Below are 16,761 nucleotides of genomic sequence, written 5' to 3'. Positions count from 1 at the left end.
TGGGATGCGGATTCTGGGGGCGGCACTGGGGATCGGGCTTGCGGCGTCGAGCATCGTCGCCGCGCGCGCGCAGGTGCCCTCGATCAATCCCGGCGCCATTCAGAACGACGTCGACCGGCAACGCCGCCAGTTCGAACAGCAGAGCGCGCCGCCCAAGCTGAACGGTCCCGCCGTGGTCGGTGGCCAAAGGGAAAAGTCCCCGCTGATGAAGCCGGGCGGCCCGAAATTCCGCCTGCGCAAGCTCGAGTTCGACCCGTCCAAGTTCATCACGCAGGCCGAGCTCGATGAGATCGCCAAGAAATATGTCGGCAAGAATGTCGATATCGCGACGCTGTTGCAGATCGTCGCGGACATCAACGCGATCTATACGGAGCGTGGGATCGTCACCGGCATCGCGACGCTGCCGGATCAGGATCCCAAGGACGGGACGGTCAAGATCAAGCTAACCGAAGGCCGGCTGCAGAAGACCACCGTCGAGGGCAACCAGCAGACCCGGACCGACTATATCCTCCAGCGGGTGCAGGAGCCGGAAGGCGAGGTCCTCGACGTTCCCAAGCTCAATCGCGACGTGACCTGGTTCAACCGGACCAACGACGTGCAGATCAAGGCGCTGCTCCAGCCCGGCACGAGCTTCGGCCTGACCGATCTCCAGTTCGCGGTGATCGAGCCGCCGGTCGACACCTGGCAGCTCTTCGTCGACAACCAGGGCTCCGAAAACACCGGGCGCTGGGAGGGCGGCACTTTCTACAAGCGCCACGGCCTGTTCGGCGTCGACGACCGCCTGACCTTCTACGGCGTCCGCTCCGACGGCAACCTCAACGGCAATGTCGCCTACAGCGTGCCGGTCAATCCCTGGGGCGGACGCGTCGGCGTCAGCTATACCGAAGGCAAGATCAAGATCATCGAGGGGCCGTTCGTTGCGCTCGACGTCACCGGGCGGTCGAGCCAGGCCGCGGTGAATTTCAGCCAACCGGTCTGGGCGACGCAGAACTGGCTGGTGCTGCTCAACGCCGCCGAGACCGAGGGCAAGACGGTGAGCCGCTTCTCGACGGTTGCGGTGACCGACGACCATTATGACAAGGCCACGGCCGGCGTCTCCGTGACCAATTCCGGCAACACCTATTCGATCACGGTCTCGCCCGCCGTGAACTACATCGAATGGCAGGACCACGTGCTCGGCAACAACCGCACGTTCAACACCTATACCGGCTCGCTGAGTGCGACCAGCGCGGCCGGTCCCCCCAATTTCAGCACCAATGTGCTGGCGAGCTGGCAGTACACGCAGGAAAAGCTGCTGCCGGGCGACCAGATTTTTACAATCGGTGGTCCGACGACGGTGCGCGGCTATCCGTCCAACGCGGCGTCCGGCGACAGCGGCTATTATTTCAACGCCGAGCTGCACTACAACTGGTCGCAATGGCTGCGGGGATTTGACACCTACATCTTCACCGACTGGGGTGCGGTGTATTCGACAGCCCCCGGCATCACCGAAATGGCCTCCGTCGGCGTCGGCTTCTCCTGGACCTATGCGCAGTTCATGACGTTCGAGGCCAATTACGCGACACCGCTGAAGAATGCGGTCTCGACCCAGCGCCATTACGAGGCGTATGGCCGCGTCATCTTTCGCCCGCTGTTGATGTTCGAGAAGCAGCACACCGCCACGCCTGTGGCGGCTGTTGCAGACAAGAGCAAGTCGTAAGGCCTCTCTAGCGCCGCAGCGTGAACTCGCTCGCGTCCCGCCGATGCTCCCACTTCGCCCGCTCGAGCTCGGGCTGGTCGCACTCGGCCTCGGGGTAGCCGATGCAGAGATAGGCGATGAACTTCCAGGAGGCGGGCACGTCGAGCACGCCGTGGATGCGCTGCGGGCTGAGGATGGAGACCCAGCCGAGCCCGATGCCCTCGGCGCGCGCGGCGAGCCACATCGCGGTGATGGCCGCGACCACGGAATATTCCAAGGTCTCCGGCATGGTGGCGCGGCCGAGGCCGTGGCCGATGTCGCTGGCCTTTTCGGCGAAGATTGCGAGGTGGCAAGGTGCCTGTTCGAGACCCGAGAGCTTGAGCGTGGCATAACGGGCGGCGCGCTCGCCGGAATAGCAGCCGAGCGCATCGGCGTTGCACGTCTTGAAGTCGTCGATCACGGCGCGGCGCCGCGCGGGATCATCGACGATGACGAAGCGCCACGGCTGGCTCAGGCCGACGGACGGCGACAGGCAGGCGGTGTCGATCAGCCGCTCCACGGCGCCGTCAGGCAGCGCCCGGTTGCGAAAGCGGCGCACGTCGCGGCGCCACACGAACAGCTCGCGCAATTGCCGGCGGAAGGTATCGTCAAACTCGACCATGGCTCATCCTCCGCCGTGGAGGAAGGCTGCCGCGACCAGCAGGATCAGGATCTCGCCGACCTGCTCGAACGTGCCGAGGATGTCGCCGGTGTGTCCGCCGATCTGGCGAATGGCAAGTCGCGCCAGGATCAATCCGGCTGCTGACAGCAGCGCGAGGCCGACCAGAGCCTTGGCCGGCCCGAGCGCCAGCGCAAGCACGAGCGTTCCGAGACCGAACGCCGTGGCCACGCTGCGGCCCGGCGGCGCTCCTGCGTTCGCCGAAAGCCCGTCGGCGCGCGCCGGGGCGACCAGCGACATGAAGGCCGGCAAGCCCGCGCGCGCTGCCGCATGCGCGGAGACGAGTGCGAGCATCACGGCCCAGGGATTGGCGATCGCCGCAAGCGCGCTCCAGCGCAGGCCAAATGAAACGATCAGTGCGCAGACACCATAACTGCCGATCCGGCTGTCGCGCATGATCTCGAGCTTGCGCTCGCGCGTGCGGCCGCCGCCGAGCCCGTCGGCGGTATCGGCAAGCCCGTCCTCGTGGAGCGCGCCGGTGATGAGCGTGGTCGTCGCGAGCGCGAGCAGGGCGGCGAGGTTCGGCGCCAGTCCAACGCCAATGGCGATCTTGTAGACGAAGGCGCCCGCAAGCCCAACCAGCAATCCCGCGACCGGCAGCGCCCAGGTCGCGCGCGCGACGGTGCCTTCGCCAGATGGCTTCGACGAGGCCACGGGGAAGATCGTGACGAAGGACGCCGCGATTCTGAGATCGGCGACGACGTCTTTCAGAATGTCGGCGCGCGGCGTCATTTCAGCTTCATCGGCAGGCCGGCGACCACGAACTCGACTTCGTCGGCGGCGGCTGCAATGGTCTGGTTCATGATGCCGGCAGCGTCGCGAAAGCTGCGGGCCAGCGCATTGTCGGGGACGATGCCAAGTCCCACCTCGTTGGTGACGAAGACAACGGGGCTCTTGAGACGGGACAGGGCGGCGGCGAGCTCGCTCACTGCGTGCTCCCAGTTGCGCTCGGCATGCATCAGATTGGAGAGCCACAGCGTCAGGCAATCCACCAGCCGCGCACCGCCGCCATCGCTTGCGATCAGCGCGGGCACGAGATCGAGCGGCACCTCCCGCTCGATCCAGTCGGTTCCGCGCCGCGTGCGGTGTCTTGCGATGCGCGCCTCCATCTCGGCATCAAGCGCCTCGGCCGTCGCGACATAGACGGGCTGCCCGGGAAACGCACGCGCGCGCGTTTCCGCACGCTTGCTCTTGCCCGATCGCGCTCCGCCCGTGATCAAGATGACGGCCATCAAAGTCTCCTGTGGGCCTGACTAATCACCAATCGCGGCCAAAGACAAAGCCGAAATCAGCCGATCAGGGGCTTGCGCTTGCCCCTGGCTTTGCGCAACAGGGGCGGGACAGGAGGCGGATGTGGGCTTTGCGGGCGCGATGGTGGTGGCGATGGCGGTGGATGCCCTCACGGGCTGGCCGTCATGGCTGTTCGCGCGGCTCGGCCACCCCGTGACCTGGCTGGGCCGGTTGATCGCAGCCGTCGACGCCAGCTGGAATCGCGAGTCCGACCCGCCAGCGTTTCGCCGCGCCGCCGGCGTCGTCGGCGCGCTTCTGGTGATTGCGCTCACGGTCGCGCTTGGTTGGCTGCTTCAGTCTCTGCTTCCCTCAGGCTGGATCCGGATCGTGCTGATCGGCATCCTGGCCTGGCCGCTGGTCGCACTGCGCTCGCTGCATGATCATGTTGCTGCTGTCGCCAGGCCCCTGCTGGACGACGACATCGCCGCCGCGCGCGAGGCGGTCTCGCGCATCGTCGGCCGCGATCCCGCCGCGCTCGATGAGGCCGGCATCGCACGCGCGGCGATCGAGAGCCTCGCCGAGAACGCCTCCGACGGCGTCGTCGCGCCGGTGTTCTGGGGCGCGCTGTTCGGCTTGCCGGGAATCCTCGGCTACAAGGCCATCAATACGCTGGATTCCATGATCGGCCATCGCAGCGAACGGCACGAGGCCTTTGGCTGGGCAGCCGCGCGTATCGACGATGTCGCGAACTTCATTCCGGCGCGCGTGAGCGGATTTTTGTTCGTGCTGCTCGCACCGCAGCGCTCCCAGGCGCTGTCGTGCATGACGCGTGATGCGCGCCGGCATCGCTCGCCCAATGCCGGCTGGCCGGAAGCGGCGATGGCCGGCGCGCTGGGTGTGCGGCTCAGTGGTCCCCGGACCTATCACGGCAGCGTCACGAACGAGCCCTGGCTCAACCAGGGCGCACGCGATCCGCTTGCGGCCGACATCGCCGGGGGACTGGCGATCTACCGCCGCGCCATGATGTTGCTCGCGGGCCTGCTTGCGATCCTGGCCTTCGCGTGAAAGAACGGGACATGCGCGAGCACGGTGGAAATCTCGATCTGGCCCGGCAGCGTTTTGGCGGGCGCGCAGAAGACTGGATGGATCTGTCGACCGGCATCAACCGGCTGCCTTATCCCGTGGGCAAGATATCAGCGCATCACTGGCAGGCGCTGCCGTCGCGATCCGAGATCGAGGCGCTGCATCGGGCTGCCCAACACGCCTATGGCACATCAGCGCCTGTTGTCGCGATGGGTGGCGCACAAGCCGCCATTCAATTGTTGCCACAGCTCGCGCCGCGCGGCCTGGCCCGCATCCTCGCTCCGACCTACAACGAATATGCGTCCGTTCTCTCAGCCGGGGGATGGCAGGTCGAGGAGGTGAAGGAGATCGACGCGCTTGCGGGCGCGAACCTTGCCATCGTCATCAATCCCAACAATCCCGACGGCCGCCGTCACGACCCGAACGACCTGCTCGCGCTGTTGCCGCGCGTTGGACACCTCGTCATCGACGAGAGTTTTGCCGACGCCGTTCCCGAGCTCTCGCTCGCCTCGGAAGCCGGTCAGCCGGGGCTGCTGGTCCTCCGCTCGTTCGGCAAGTTTTATGGTCTTGCCGGCCTGCGGCTCGGCTTCGCGATCGGCGAAGCGGAGGACATCGGCAAGCTCGCGGCGGCATCAGGTCCATGGCCGGTCTCGGGCGCCGCGATCGCGATCGGCTGCCGCGCCTTGCATGATGATGCCTGGGCGAAGGCGACGTCAGCGCGGCTCGTGCGGGACTGTGCGCGCCTCGACGAGATGGTGCAGGCGCAGGGCTGGCGGCTCGTCGGTGGCGCATCATTGTTCCGTCTCTACGAAACGCCTGACGCGCTTGTTGCGCAGGAAAAGCTCGCGGGCGGCCAGATCTGGTCGCGGGTGTTTGCGAAAGAGCCGACGTGGCTGCGACTCGGCCTTCCGGGCGCCGAGGCCGAATGGACGCGCTTGGCCAAAATTCTAGCGCGCTAGCGCGAGCAGGCCTTCGACGTCGAGATGCCGTTCGATGTGATCGGCGAGGGCCTCGAGCGCGCTCTCGACCCTCGCGTGATACGGCTCCTCGCCTGCGGGAATGTCAAGCTTTGCCAGATATGCCTTGCGGAAATCGTCCGACGTGAACAGGCCGTGCAGATAGCTGCCCTGCACGCGCCCGTCGCGCGAAATCGCACCCTCCGGCTCGCCGTTCAACTTCGCGAACGGCCGCGTGCGGTCGGGTCCATCAGTGCGGCCTATGTGGATTTCGTAAGCCTGGATCGGCTGATCAGTCGCCGCGTGAACGGCTGCCACACGCGTCAGCGTCTTCTGCGGACTCATCACGGTCGTCACGTCCAGTAGCCCGAGACCCTGTGTATCGCCGGCAGGACCTTCGATTCCGGCCGGATCAGCAACGCTGCGCCCGAGCATCTGATAGCCGCCGCAGAGGCCGAGCACATGGCCGCCCCTGCGGCGGTGCGCGATGAGATCGATGTCCCAGCCTTGCGCGCGCAGGAAGGCGAGATCGCCCCGCGTGGACTTTGAGCCGGGGATGATGACGAGCCTGACATCGCCGGGGATCGCTTCGCCCGGGCGCACCATCACGAGATCGACTGAAGGCTCGAGCTTGAGCGGATCGAGATCGTCGAAATTGGCGATCCGCGACAGCGCGAGGCAGGCGATCTTGCACTGGCCGGGCTTGCGCGCGTCGCTCAGGCCCAGCGCATCCTCGGCCGGTAGCTCGCCGGCGCGCGGAAACCACGGCAGCACGCCGAGGCCGCGCCATGCAGTCTTTTGTTCAATCAGCTTGTAGCCGTCGTCGAACAGTGTGGGATCGCCGCGGAACTTGTTGATGACAAAGCCCTGGATCATTGCGGCATCATCAGGGTCGATCACCGTTTTGATACCGACCAGCTGTGCGATGACGCCGCCGCGGTCGATGTCGCCGACCAGCACGACCGGAACGTCGGCCTTGCGGGCAAAGCCCATATTGGCGATGTCGGCCTTGCGCAAATTCACCTCGGCCGGGCTGCCGGCGCCTTCGACCAGCACCAGATCAGCGCGCGCCTTCAGCCGTTCAAAGCTCTCCAGCACCGCGCCCATCAGCGATGGTTTCATCGCCGCATATTCGCGCGCGCGTGCGGTTGCGATGCGCTTGCCGTGCACGATGACCTGCGAGCCGACATCAGTCTCGGGTTTCAGCAGCACCGGATTCATGTCGGTATGCGGCTCGACACCGGCGGCGAGCGCTTGCAACGCTTGGGCGCGGCCGATCTCGCCCCCATCGACGGTGACGGCCGCATTGTTCGACATGTTCTGCGGCTTGAAGGGAAGCACGCGCAATCCGCGCCGTGTGAAGGCCCGCGCGAGACCGGCGACGATGAGCGACTTGCCCACGTCCGAGCCGGCCCCCTGGATCATCAGCGTGCGTGTCATTGATCTCAGAACTCGACGCCGGGCTGCGCCTTGATGCCGGAGCGGAACGGATGTTTCACCAGCGTCATCTCGGTGACGAGATCGGCGATCTCGATCAGCTCGTCCTTGGCATTGCGGCCGGTGAGCACGACATGCGTCATCGGCGGCTTCGAGGTCTTCAGGAAATCGACGATTTCGGCGATGTCGAGATAGTCGTAGCGCAGCGCGATGTTGATCTCGTCGAGCACGACCATGCGCAGGCTCTCATCTGATATCAGCTCCTTCGCCTTCTCCCAGCCGGCGCGCGCGGCCGCGATGTCGCGCGCGCGGTCCTGCGTCTCCCAGGTGAACCCTTCGCCCATGGCGTGGAACTGGCAGAGCTCGCCGAAATGGCCGGTGAGCAGGCGCCGCTCGCCGGTATCCCAGGCGCCCTTGATGAACTGCACCACGGCGCAGGGGAAGCCATGGGCGACACAGCGCACGATCATGCCGAAGGCGGAGGAGGACTTGCCCTTGCCGGCGCCGGTGTGGACGATGATGAGGCCTTTTTCGCCGCTCTTGGTCGCCATGATCTTGTCGCGGGCGACCTTGATCTTCGCCATTTTGGCGGCGTGCTTTGCGTCAGTCTTGGCGTCATTCTTGGCGTCGGTTTCGTCGGCCGTTTGGGTCTCCGGTTCAGTCGTCATCGTATCCGGTCCTTCGGCTTGACAAGAGGCGGCCGGGGGCAAATGGTGGCCCGGCGTTGGTTCCTGTCCTATGACAGGCGAAGAGGGAATGCGATAGGGTCCGAATCGGCAAGATTTGGGTCCAAAATGCAGCCGCCCCCGCGACCGTGACCGGAGAGATGCCCAAAGCCACTGATCCCCCAGGGATCGGGAAGGCGGGGATCGAAGGGGAAACCCTGCTCCGCAAGCCGGGAGACCTGCCAGCGCGGACGATGTTTGGACCGGCGGACGGGGTGTTCCGCGACGGGGAAACGGACCTTCGCAAGCAAGGTCCGTGAGCCTCTTCGCCTCCCGCTGATACTTCTGGAAGAGGCGATGACTGTCACACTGCACGTCTGCATCACCTGCCGCGCCGGCCAGACGCTGGGCGAAGGCGAGGCCACGCCCGGCAAGCGCCTGCACGGCGCGATTCTCGAAGCCGGCGTGCCTGAGGGCGTCAGCGTGGTTCCCGTCGAGTGCCTGTCTGCATGCAGCCAGGGCTGCTCGGTCGCGCTCAGCGCGCCCGGTCGCTGGTCCTATGTCTATGGCCGCCTGTCGGATGCGAACGCGCGGGACGTGGTTGCAGGCGCTGCCGCCTATGCTGCCGCGCCCGATGGCCTCGTGCCCTGGCGCAGCCGCCCCGAAATCTTCCGCAAGCAATCGCTTGCGCGCATTCCCCCCATCGCCGTGTTGCCGGAGGCCGCCGAATGAACTCGCTTGCAAAAGTTCCTGTGACCGTGGTCACCGGCTTTCTCGGTTCGGGCAAGACGACGCTGATCCAGCATCTGCTCAGCAATCCCAATGGCAAGAAGCTCGCCGTGCTTGTCAACGAGTTCGGTAGCGAAGGTGTCGATGGTGAGATCCTGAAGTCCTGCGCCGATGAGAACTGCCCGGAAGAGAACATCGTCGAACTCGCCAATGGCTGCATCTGCTGCACCGTTGCCGACGATTTCATTCCGACCATGGAGAAGCTGCTGGCACGGCCAGTGCGGCCCGATCACATCCTGATCGAGACCTCAGGCCTGGCACTGCCAAAGCCGCTGCTGAAGGCGTTCGACTGGCCGGAGATTCGCTCGCGCATCACGGTCGATGGCGTGATTGCGCTGGCCGATGCCGAGGCGGTGGCCGCCGGTCGTTTCGCGCCGGACCCGGCTGCCGTCGAAGCGCAGCGCGCGGCGGATGGGAATCTCGATCACGAGACGCCGCTGTCAGAAGTGTTCGAGGACCAGATCGCCTGCGCCGATATCGTGCTGCTAACCAAGGCCGATCTCGCAGGCGCCGCGGGCATCGAGGCCGCCAAGGCGTTGATCACCGCCGAGATGCCGCGCCGCGTGCCGATGCTGTCGATCACTGACGGTGCCATCGACGCGCGCGTGATCCTCGGCCTCGGCGCTGCCGCCGAGAACGATCTCGCCGCGCGTCCCTCGCATCATGATGGTGAGGACGACCACGAGCACGACGATTTTGCCTCCGTCGTGATCGATCTTCCTGAGGTCACCGACATCGATGTGCTGGTCGCGTCGGTGCAGCGTCTTTCGCGCGAGCAAAACGTGCTTCGCGTCAAAGGCTACATCGCCGTCGCGGGCAAGCCGATGCGGCTGCTGCTGCAAGCGGTCGGTGAACGCGTGCGCCACCAGTTCGACAAGCCCTGGGGTGCAGGCAACAGGCAATCAAAGCTCGTCGTGATCGGCGAGCACGGCGATATTGACGAGGTCGCGATTAGAGCGGGACTGGGAGTCTGATGCACGTCGTCTTCCGCGAGAGCCGCGGTCTCGAGGAGACCACGACGCCAAGGGACATCGGCCAGGACCCGGCCGATCTCGTGGTACTCTCGTTCTCGGATTCCGACCTTGCGGCATTCGCGGCGGGCTGGCGGCGTGGCCAGGACAGCCTGCCGTCGCTGCGGCTCGCCAATCTCGCGGAACTGCGTCATCCTCTCTCGGTCGACACCTATATCGAGCGCACGCTGTCGCAGGCGCGCGGCATTCTGGTGCGCCTCATCGGCGGTGAATCCTACTGGCCATACGGGCTGGCGGCGCTCCAGCAACTGGCCAAAGACCGCAATATCGTTCTCGCCGTGCTGCCGGCCGACGGCCGCGACGACATCAGGCTGGATGCGTACTCGACCTTGCCGGTTTCGACGCTGCGCCGGCTCAAAGCGCTCTGCGACACAGGCGGTCCCGTCGCGGCGCAAGCCGCGATTGCGCAGCTCGCGCTGGCCTCAGGCCTTTATGCCGGGCCTGTTGTCGGCGAGATGAACGTGCCCGAAATGGGCTTTTACGACCCTGCGCGTGGTGTCATTGCCGCGCCGACGCCGCGCGAGCGGAAGCCCCTCACGCTCGTGACGTTCTATCGCTCCTATCTCACGGCTGCCGACACCGGTCCCGTCGATACGCTGATCGCCGCGTTGCGCGAGAAGGGTTTTGACGCCTATGGGGCCTTCGTCACGTCGCTAAAGGCGGCAGGCGTCGGAGATTGGCTTCGCGCGCATCTCGCGCAAAATCCGCCAGCCGCGATCGTCAACGCGACGGCGTTCTCGGCGATGGGCGACGACGGCACGACGCCGTTCGACGCTGCGCCGTGTCCCATCTTCCAGGTCGCGCTCTCCTCGGCGCGGCGCGAGGACTGGGCGGAATCGCTGCGCGGCCTGTCGCCTGGCGATCTCGCCATGCATGTAGTGCTGCCTGAGGTCGACGGCCGCCTGTTCGCCGGCGTGGTGAGTTTCAAGTCGGCCGCGGAACGCGATCCCGATCTGCAGATCTCGCATCTGGCCCATAGGCCGGATGAGGAGCGTGTGAAAGCGGTTGTCGCCCGCGTCGCTGCTTGGCGAAGGCTTGCCTGGAAGCCGGCGGCCGTGAAGCGGTTGGCCATCGTCCTTTCGAACTATCCCGGGCGTCCGCATCAGATCGCACATGCGGTCGGTCTCGATGCGCTGGCGTCGGTCGAAGCGCTGGTGGCCGATCTCGGGGAGGCCGGCTTTGATGTTGCGCCGGTGCATGCACTCGGCGAGACGTTGCTGAAGCAGAAATTGACATGGAGTGTCGCAGACTACCGCGCGGCGCTCTCGCAGCTTCCGCAAGGTTTGCAGGACGATCTCGCGCAAGCCTGGGGCGCGGCGGAGAACGATCCGAGCTGCCGCGATGGCGCTTTCCACTTCGCAGCCATCGCAAGCGGCCGATCGATCATCGCGGTCCAGCCCGAGCGGGGCGATGCGGCGACACGCGATGGCGACTATCACGATCTCGCCCGCACGCCGCGCCATGCCTATGTTGCATTCTATCTCTGGCTCCGCGGGCAGGGGATCGATGCTGTTGTGCATATGGGCGCGCATGGCACGCTGGAATGGCTGCCGGGGAAATCCGTGGCCCTTTCATCCGCGTGCTGGCCGGAAGCGCTGATCGGCGATCTCCCTGTGATCTATCCCTTCATCGTCAATGATCCCGGCGAGGCTGCGCAGGCCAAGCGGCGGATCGGCGCCGTCACCATCGGCCATCTGCCGCCGCCGCTCGAACAATCCGCGATACCGGAAGGCCTTCGCCGGCTCGAACGCCTGCTCGACGAATATTCGACCGCCGATGGTCTCGACCCCGCCCGCCGTCAGCGCCTGATCGCCGCGATCCGCGACGAGGCGCGTGCGGCCGGCCTCGAAGACGATCTTGGTATTGTAGCCTCGGCTGCGCCAGCCGAAGCCATCCCGCGGATCGATCGCTTCGTCTGCGATCTCAAGGAAAGCCAGTTCGGCGAGGGCCTGCACGTGTTCGGCCGCGGGGCCTGTGGCGATGCTGAGCGGGATGCGCTACGCATCGCGCTCGCAGGACAACGCGTGGCGCCGGGCCCGTCCGGCTCGCCCTATCGCGGACGCCAGGACGTGCTGCCGACGGGACGCAATCTCTTCGCCGTCGATCCGCGCGCCGTGCCGACGCCCTCAGCGCATGCGCAGGGCATCAAGCTCGCCGAAGAGCTGCTGCGTCGTCATTTGCAGGATCATGGCGACTGGCCGAACGGCCTCGTGGTCGATCTCTGGGGCTCGGCGACGATGCGCACCGCGGGCGAGGAGTTCGCGATGGCGCTGCATCTGGCCGGCCTCGCGCCGCACTGGGATCATGCCTCCGGCCGCGTCACCGGCTACGACATCATCGCGCCGGCTGAGCTCGGCCGTCCCCGCATCGACGTGACGCTACGCGTGTCCGGCCTGTTCCGCGATGTATTCGCGGGCCTGGCGCAATTGTTCGAAGCTGCTTCCGAAGCGCTCGCATCGCGCGAGGAAGAGGGCGACGAAAATCCTTATCGCCATCGCGCTTCCCGTGTGTTCGCGCCGCGCCCCGGACAATACGGCGTCGGCCTTTCGGCCATCCCCGATGCGTTCACATCGGAGACGCGCGATGCGGCCGGCGAAGCCTGGCTATCGGCATCGTCGTGGGCGTTCTCCGCCGATGGCGAGATCAGGCCGGATCGTGCCGGTATCGAGCGGCGGCTCGCGTCTGCCGATGCGTTCGTCCACGCCCAGGATCTACCCGAGACCGATCTATTGCTTGCCGCCGATTATGCCGCGCACGAAGCCGGGGTCGCGGCAGCGGCCACGCATCTCGGCGCATCAGGGCCCTCGCTCTATCATCTCGACACGACGCGCCCCGACGAGCCGCATGCGCGCACACTCACCGAAGAAATTTCCCGCGTCGTCCGTGCCCGCGCCGCCAATCCGGCCTGGATCGCCGGCATGATGCGCCACGGTTTTCGCGGGGCAGCCGAGCTATCAGCGACGCTGGAGCATATGGCCACCTTTGCTCATCTCGCCGGCGCCGTGCCGCCGCATCTGTTCGATCTCTACTATGATGCGACGCTCGGCGACTGCGATGTCCGCGCCTTCTTGGCCCGCGAGAATCCGGCGGCGCTTGCCGTAATGGAAACCTGCTTCACGCGCCTGCACGAGGCCTCGCTCTGGCGGACGCGCCGCAATTCGATTGCGGCGGCGCTGAAGGAGGCGTCATGAGCGCGGCGTCGGTGAAGGGCTGGTGTCCCGGCGCGCTGCGGCCGATGCAATCGGGCGATGGGCTCGTGGTCCGCGTTCGCCCGTTCGGCGGCCGGCTCGATGCCGCACAGACCGCCGGGCTCGCGCATCTCGCCGAGCGCCATGGCAATGGTTTGATCGACATGACCAGCCGCGCCAATCTCCAGATCAGGGGCGTCAGCGAGGCCAGCCACCGGCTGCTGGTCGACGGGCTCGCACAATTGACGCTGCTCGATCCCGATGCCGAGACTGAATCCCGGCGCAACATCCTGGTCACGCCGTTCTGGCGCGAGGGCGATGAGACCCAGGCGCTCGCCGCCGAGCTCGAAGAGGCATTGGCGGGCTCTGCGCTCGAGCTGCCGACGAAATTCGGCTTCGCCATCGATGACGGCACCTCGCGCGTGCTTGCCGGAAATTCCGCTGATGTGCGGATCGAACGTGACGCTGCCGGTGGCCTCCTCGTGCGCGCGGATGGCGTCAGGCTCGGTCGCAGCGTCGCGCGTGGCGAGGCTGTAAGCACCGCACTTGCTGTCGCACGCTGGTTCGTCGCATCAAGTATCAGGGATGGGCGCGGGCGCATGGCAACGCATCTTGCGGCCGGGGCAAAAATGCCTGAGGGCTTGCGCGGCCAGGCGGAGCCTGCGCCGATCATGGCCGCCGCGCGTCCTGGTCTCTATCCGCAAGGCGCCATGGTCGGCATCGCCTTCGGTCAGATGCCGCATACGACGCTCAATCAGCTCTCTGCTTGCGGGCTTGCGCTGCGGATGACGCCGTGGCGGATGGTTTTGAGCGAGGGCAAGCGGACAATGCCATCGGCCTCTGGCTTGCTCACGGAGCCTTACGATCCGGCGCTGCGCGTCATTGCCTGCAGCGGCGCACCACGCTGCCGCGAGGCCCATGCCGATACGCGGGGGCTGGCGGCGGCGCTTGCGCAAAACATCGGTGGGGCCGCGCAGCTTCACGTTTCGGGCTGCGCCAAGGGCTGCGCCCATTCCGGCGCGGCCGCGATCACGCTGGTCGCGACGGCCAAGGGATTCGATCTCGTGCGCGGCGGCTCGACGCGCGACGAGCCGATCCTGCGCGGGCTCGACCACGACGACATCGTTCGCGATCCCTCCATTCTGATGGGAGGGCACTGATGCCGCATATTTACGAGACCGATGATGCGGCGATCTACCGACAATCCTTTGCCACTATACGGGCGGAGGCCGATCTGGCGCGCTTCACGCCTGAGGAGGAGCAGGTCGTGGTGCGGATGATCCATGCCGCCGGCATGGTCGGCCTCGAGGCGCATATCCGCTTCACGCCGGGCATGGCAATCGCCGCGCGCGCGGCCTTGCAGAAGGGCGCGCCGATCCTGTGCGATGCGCGGATGGTGTCTGAGGGAATTACGCGCGCCAGACTGCCTGCGGCAAATGCCGTGATCTGCACGCTTGCCGATGAGACCGTTGCCGCGCTGGCGCGATCCATGCGCAACACCCGCTCGGCCGCGGCACTGGAGTTGTGGCGGCCGCATCTCGACGGCGCGATCGTCGCGATCGGCAATGCGCCGACCGCGCTGTTTCATCTGCTCAACATGCTTGAAGATCGCGACTGTCCGCGGCCGGCGGCGATCATCGGCTGTCCCGTCGGCTTCGTCGGCGCGGCTGAGTCAAAGGCCGCGTTGATGGCTGATCCGCCAGTGCCGGCACTCACCGTTGAAGGCCGCCTCGGCGGCTCCGCGATCACGGTCGCTGCCGTGAATGCACTGGCGAACCGGAGCGAATAGCCATGGGACGCATCATCTGCTGCGGTCTCGGCCCTGGCGATCCTGATCTGATGAGCGTGCGCGCCGATCGCACGGTGCGTGGCGCCAAGCACGTTGCCTATTTCCGCAAGAAGGGTCGGCCCGGGCAGGCGCGGCGCATTGTCGAGGGGATGCTGGCTGGCGACGTCACTGAATATCCCATGGAATACCCTGTCACGACCGAGATTGCCTTCGACAGCCCGGACTATGTCCAGCTTCTCGCCGGCTTCTACGACGAATGGGCGGAGCGCCTGGCGCGGCTTTCGCGTGCCGTCGACGTGGTCGTGCTCTGCGAGGGCGATCCCTATTTTTACGGCTCCTTCATGCACCTCCACACGCGCCTGCAGGGCCGCGTCGAGATCGAGGTGATTGCCGGCATTCCCGGCATGGTCGGCTGCTGGAATGGCGTCGGCCAGCCGATTGCCCTCGGCGACGACGTGACGACGGTGCTGATGGGCACGCTTCCTGAAGCCGAGCTCGAACGCCGCATGCGCGATTCCGATGCGGTTGTGATCATGAAGACCGGACGTAATCTTGCAAAAGTGCGGCGCGCGCTCGCGTCCGCCGGGCGGCTCAACGATGCCTGGCTGGTCGAGCGCGGCACCATGCCGGGCGAGCGCGTCGCGCGGCTTGCGGAGATCGACGCCGCTGAGTGTCCTTACTTCGCGATCGTATTGGTGCACGGCAAGGGCCGGCTTCCGGACGCCGCCGAATGACGGGCACGCTGACCATCGCGGGCCTCGGCCCGGGTAGCGAGGCGCTGGTGACGCCGGAGGTGTCCGCCGCGCTCGCTGCCGCGACCGATATCTTGGGTTACGCGCCCTATGTTGCGCGTGTGCCGGCGCGACCCGGGCTCACCCTGCATCCCTCCGACAATCGCGAGGAGCTCCAGCGTGCGGCTGAAGCATTAAGGCTCGCGGCCGAAGGCGGCCAGGTCGTTATCGTCTCCTCCGGCGACCCCGGCGTCTTCGCGATGGCCTCGGCCGTGTTCGAGGCGCTCGAACGGGCGCCGCACTATCAGGATCTGCCGATCCGCGTGCTGCCTGGCATCACCGCGATGCTGGCCGCCGCCGCGCGCGCCGGTGCGCCGCTGGGCCATGATTTCTGTGCGATCAATCTCTCCGATAATCTGAAGCCGTGGACGGTGATCGAGAAGCGGCTGCGGCTTGCCGCGGAAGCGGATTTTTCGATTGCGATGTATAATCCGCGCTCGGCAAGCCGGCCGGAAGGATTTGGCCGCGCGCTGGCCGTGTTGAAGGAGGCTGGTTGCGGCGAGCGCCTCGTGATCTTCGCGCGCGCGATCAGCGCTTCCGACGAGAAGATCGCGACCGTGACGCTGAATGACGCGACGCCTGAGATGGCCGATATGCGCACGCTGGTCATCGTCGGCAATTCCCAGACGCGGCGCGTCGGCCACTGGGTCTATGCGCCGAGGCAGGTCCGATGACCGAGCCACTGCATCACCTCAGCGACGCTCTCCACCCGCAGCCGTTCAGGCAGCTTCGGTCGCGAGATCATGATCACGGGCAGGCCGAGGATGCGGGCCGCATCGATCTTGGCGCGGGCGCCGTCGCCGCCGGAATTGCGGGCGACGATCGAGGCGATGCCGCGCGTGCGCATCATCTCCAATTCGCCGTCAAGCGTGAACGGTCCGCGCGATACGATCACATCCGCGGCGAAGGGCAGGGGCGCTTCGGGCGGATCGACGAACCGCAGCGTGTAGGCGTGCTGTGGCTTCGTTGCGAACGGCGCGATGTGCTGACGGCCGATGGCGAGAAACACGTTGGCCGGCGCCTCGGGCAGCGCGGCGGCCGCTGCGTTGACATCGCCGACTTCAATCCAGATGTCGCCGGGTGCTTTCACCCAAGAAGCGCGCTCCAGCGCGATCAGCGGCGTACCGGTCTCCGCGCACGCGTCGATGGCATGACGGCTCATCTCGGCGGCAAAGGGATGCGTCGCGTCGATCACATGGGTGATGCGTTCGCTACGGATATAATCAGCAAGTCCGCTCACGCCGCCAAAGCCGCCGATGCGGGTCGGCAGCGGCTGATCGGCAGGCGCGCGCGTGCGCCCACCGTAGGAATACACCGCATCAATCCCTGCGCGCGCGATCTCCGCGGCGAGCAGGCTCGCATCGGCAATCCCGCCCAGAATAAGGGCGCGCATCATGGCTGATTCC

16 protein-coding genes and 1 riboswitch are annotated in these 16,761 nt (G+C 66.4%); of the genes, 10 read left to right on the top strand and 6 right to left on the bottom strand.

What is annotated here, in order from left to right:
• Positions 1–4 precede the first annotated feature (4 nt).
• The gene (locus L6639_RS04280) at positions 5–1,699 is read left to right on the top strand and encodes a ShlB/FhaC/HecB family hemolysin secretion/activation protein (RefSeq protein ID WP_237859131.1); all 1,695 of its coding nucleotides are present in this window, start codon (positions 5–7) and stop codon (positions 1,697–1,699) included.
• Between the two features lie 7 nt (positions 1,700–1,706).
• On the opposite strand, the gene bluB is transcribed toward L6639_RS04280, so the two are convergent.
• The 3 genes from bluB to cobU are packed head-to-tail and all read right to left on the bottom strand — an operon-like array spanning position 1,707 to position 3,628.
• A complete protein-coding gene (gene bluB, locus L6639_RS04275) occupies positions 1,707–2,339 on the bottom strand; it encodes a 5,6-dimethylbenzimidazole synthase (RefSeq protein ID WP_237859130.1) in 633 nt (210 codons plus the stop codon).
• A gap of 3 nt (positions 2,340–2,342) precedes the next feature.
• Entirely contained in the window at positions 2,343–3,128 is a 786-nt protein-coding gene (gene cobS, locus L6639_RS04270) for an adenosylcobinamide-GDP ribazoletransferase (RefSeq protein WP_237859129.1), read from the bottom strand.
• Positions 3,125–3,628, bottom strand: coding sequence for a bifunctional adenosylcobinamide kinase/adenosylcobinamide-phosphate guanylyltransferase (cobU, locus tag L6639_RS04265; protein WP_237859128.1), 504 nt, complete (start codon positions 3,626–3,628; stop codon positions 3,125–3,127). The genes cobS and cobU overlap by 4 nt, the downstream gene beginning before the upstream one ends.
• Positions 3,629–3,749: 121 nt before the next feature.
• Here cobU and cbiB point away from each other — a divergent pair, with 121 nt between their 5' ends.
• Both cbiB and cobD read left to right on the top strand, forming a co-directional pair.
• Entirely contained in the window at positions 3,750–4,691 is a 942-nt protein-coding gene (cbiB, locus tag L6639_RS04260) for an adenosylcobinamide-phosphate synthase CbiB (protein WP_237859127.1), read from the top strand.
• 11 nt (positions 4,692–4,702) lie between these two features.
• Complete coding sequence (cobD, locus tag L6639_RS04255) at positions 4,703–5,668, top strand: threonine-phosphate decarboxylase CobD (RefSeq protein WP_237859126.1); 966 nt, start codon at positions 4,703–4,705, stop codon at positions 5,666–5,668.
• Here the strand turns inward: cobD and L6639_RS04250 are convergent.
• Together L6639_RS04250 and cobO are read right to left on the bottom strand one after the other, a co-directional pair.
• A complete protein-coding gene (locus L6639_RS04250; RefSeq protein ID WP_237859125.1) occupies positions 5,657–7,105 on the bottom strand; it encodes a cobyric acid synthase in 1,449 nt (482 codons plus the stop codon). The genes cobD and L6639_RS04250 overlap by 12 nt on opposite strands.
• A gap of 5 nt (positions 7,106–7,110) precedes the next feature.
• A complete protein-coding gene (gene cobO / locus L6639_RS04245) occupies positions 7,111–7,770 on the bottom strand; it encodes a cob(I)yrinic acid a,c-diamide adenosyltransferase (RefSeq protein ID WP_237859124.1) in 660 nt (219 codons plus the stop codon).
• 40 nt (positions 7,771–7,810) lie between these two features.
• Positions 7,811–8,028, top strand: a riboswitch (cobalamin riboswitch).
• Positions 8,029–8,124: 96 nt separating this feature from the next.
• Here cobO and L6639_RS04240 point away from each other — a divergent pair.
• Genes L6639_RS04240 through cobJ form a run of 7 tightly spaced genes read left to right on the top strand, consistent with a single transcriptional unit; the run spans position 8,125 to position 16,029 of the window.
• On the top strand, positions 8,125–8,499 hold the full coding sequence (locus tag L6639_RS04240; RefSeq protein WP_237859122.1) for a DUF1636 family protein: 375 nt from the start codon (positions 8,125–8,127) through the stop codon (positions 8,497–8,499).
• Positions 8,496–9,530 (top strand): cobalamin biosynthesis protein CobW, encoded by a 1,035-nt coding sequence (gene cobW / locus L6639_RS04235; protein ID WP_237859120.1) that lies wholly within the window; start codon positions 8,496–8,498, stop codon positions 9,528–9,530. The genes L6639_RS04240 and cobW overlap by 4 nt, the downstream gene beginning before the upstream one ends.
• Positions 9,530–12,778: a cobaltochelatase subunit CobN gene (gene cobN / locus L6639_RS04230; protein ID WP_237859118.1), complete on the top strand. Its 3,249-nt coding sequence runs from the start codon at positions 9,530–9,532 to the stop codon at positions 12,776–12,778. The genes cobW and cobN overlap by 1 nt, the downstream gene beginning before the upstream one ends.
• Complete coding sequence (gene cobG / locus L6639_RS04225) at positions 12,775–13,935, top strand: precorrin-3B synthase (protein ID WP_237859116.1); 1,161 nt, start codon at positions 12,775–12,777, stop codon at positions 13,933–13,935. The genes cobN and cobG overlap by 4 nt, the downstream gene beginning before the upstream one ends.
• Positions 13,935–14,564 (top strand): precorrin-8X methylmutase, encoded by a 630-nt coding sequence (locus L6639_RS04220; protein WP_237859114.1) that lies wholly within the window; start codon positions 13,935–13,937, stop codon positions 14,562–14,564. Before cobG ends, L6639_RS04220 begins: the two co-directional genes overlap by 1 nt.
• A 2-nt stretch (positions 14,565–14,566) precedes the next feature.
• A complete protein-coding gene (locus tag L6639_RS04215; RefSeq protein ID WP_237859112.1) occupies positions 14,567–15,298 on the top strand; it encodes a precorrin-2 C(20)-methyltransferase in 732 nt (243 codons plus the stop codon).
• A complete protein-coding gene (cobJ, locus tag L6639_RS04210; protein WP_237859111.1) occupies positions 15,295–16,029 on the top strand; it encodes a precorrin-3B C(17)-methyltransferase in 735 nt (244 codons plus the stop codon). The genes L6639_RS04215 and cobJ overlap by 4 nt, the downstream gene beginning before the upstream one ends.
• Here cobJ and L6639_RS04205 read toward each other — a convergent pair.
• Positions 16,005–16,751, bottom strand: coding sequence for a cobalt-precorrin-6A reductase (locus tag L6639_RS04205; RefSeq protein WP_237859110.1), 747 nt, complete (start codon positions 16,749–16,751; stop codon positions 16,005–16,007). The two genes, cobJ and L6639_RS04205, sit on opposite strands and share 25 nt — an antisense overlap.
• Positions 16,752–16,761: the final 10 nt, after the last annotated feature.

Origin of the sequence: Bradyrhizobium zhengyangense, assembly GCF_022012555.1 — a bacterium.
Taxonomy (GTDB): Bacteria; Pseudomonadota; Alphaproteobacteria; order Rhizobiales; family Xanthobacteraceae; genus Bradyrhizobium; species Bradyrhizobium zhengyangense.
The sequence above is the reverse complement of the archived record's forward strand: the minus strand, read 5'-3'. Positions and strand labels throughout refer to the sequence as shown.

Bases quoted from the DNA above. Each gene is read 5' to 3' on its own strand.
- cobW (WP_237859120.1), top strand. From the start codon at position 8,496: ATGAACTCGCTTGCAAAAGTTCCTGTGACCGTGGTCACCGGCTTTCTC.
- L6639_RS04205 (WP_237859110.1), bottom strand. From the start codon at position 16,751: ATGATGCGCGCCCTTATTCTGGGCGGGATTGCCGATGCGAGCCTGCTC.
- L6639_RS04250 (WP_237859125.1), bottom strand. From the start codon at position 7,105: ATGACACGCACGCTGATGATCCAGGGGGCCGGCTCGGACGTGGGCAAG.
- L6639_RS04220 (WP_237859114.1), top strand. From the start codon at position 13,935: ATGCCGCATATTTACGAGACCGATGATGCGGCGATCTACCGACAATCC.
- cobS (WP_237859129.1), bottom strand. From the start codon at position 3,128: ATGACGCCGCGCGCCGACATTCTGAAAGACGTCGTCGCCGATCTCAGA.
- L6639_RS04240 (WP_237859122.1), top strand. From the start codon at position 8,125: ATGACTGTCACACTGCACGTCTGCATCACCTGCCGCGCCGGCCAGACG.
- cobN (WP_237859118.1), top strand. From the start codon at position 9,530: ATGCACGTCGTCTTCCGCGAGAGCCGCGGTCTCGAGGAGACCACGACG.
- cobU (WP_237859128.1), bottom strand. From the start codon at position 3,628: ATGGCCGTCATCTTGATCACGGGCGGAGCGCGATCGGGCAAGAGCAAG.
- cobJ (WP_237859111.1), top strand. From the start codon at position 15,295: ATGACGGGCACGCTGACCATCGCGGGCCTCGGCCCGGGTAGCGAGGCG.
- L6639_RS04280 (WP_237859131.1), top strand. From the start codon at position 5: ATGCGGATTCTGGGGGCGGCACTGGGGATCGGGCTTGCGGCGTCGAGC.
- bluB (WP_237859130.1), bottom strand. From the start codon at position 2,339: ATGGTCGAGTTTGACGATACCTTCCGCCGGCAATTGCGCGAGCTGTTC.
- L6639_RS04215 (WP_237859112.1), top strand. From the start codon at position 14,567: ATGGGACGCATCATCTGCTGCGGTCTCGGCCCTGGCGATCCTGATCTG.
- cobG (WP_237859116.1), top strand. From the start codon at position 12,775: ATGAGCGCGGCGTCGGTGAAGGGCTGGTGTCCCGGCGCGCTGCGGCCG.
- cobO (WP_237859124.1), bottom strand. From the start codon at position 7,770: ATGACGACTGAACCGGAGACCCAAACGGCCGACGAAACCGACGCCAAG.
- cobD (WP_237859126.1), top strand. From the start codon at position 4,703: ATGCGCGAGCACGGTGGAAATCTCGATCTGGCCCGGCAGCGTTTTGGC.